Annotated in this window: 1 pseudogene; it reads right to left on the reverse strand. The window is 36.8% G+C overall.

What is annotated here, in order from left to right:
* Positions 1 to 657, reverse strand: a pseudogene (locus tag Q1A73_RS24445) (carboxypeptidase); the annotation flags it as partial.

Consider the following 657-nt stretch of genomic DNA (forward strand, 5'->3'; position numbering starts at 1 on the left):
TATAGGTTACTATATAATCACCGGGATCACTATTTGTGATATCAATAACTCCTGAATCAGGATCAATATCCAATCCAGTTGTACTAGAGAATACTCCACCAGTTAGTCCTGTAATAGCAGGTGTTGCCTCAGATTGATCTTTACAATATAATGATTGGTCATAGCTAAAGCTAGCATCATCAAGATCTGTTATATTTATGTTTACTTGACTGGAGTTAGGACAAGTTCCAGTTGTGGTATAGGTTACTAAATAATCTCCCGGATCACTATTTGTGATATCAATAACTCCTGAATCAGGATCAATATCCAATCCAGTTGTACTAGCGAATACTCCGCCTGTTAGTCCTGTAATAGTAGGTGTTGCCCCAGATTGGTCTTTACAATATAAGGATTGATCATAGCTAAAGCTAGCATCATCAAGTTCAGTTATATTTACGTTTACTTGACTGGAGTTAGGACAAGTTCCAGTTGTGGTGTAGGTTACTACATAATCCCCAGGATCACTGTTAGTAATATCTATGATTCCTGAATCAGGATCAATATTCAATCCAGTTGTACTAGAGAATATCCCTCCTGTTAATCCTGTAATAGCAGGTGTTGCCTCAGATTGATCTTTACAATATAAGGATTGATCATAGCTAAAGCTAGCATCATCAA

It is taken from the genome of uncultured Aquimarina sp., from assembly GCF_947492115.1.
Lineage (GTDB): Bacteria > Bacteroidota > Bacteroidia > Flavobacteriales > Flavobacteriaceae > Aquimarina.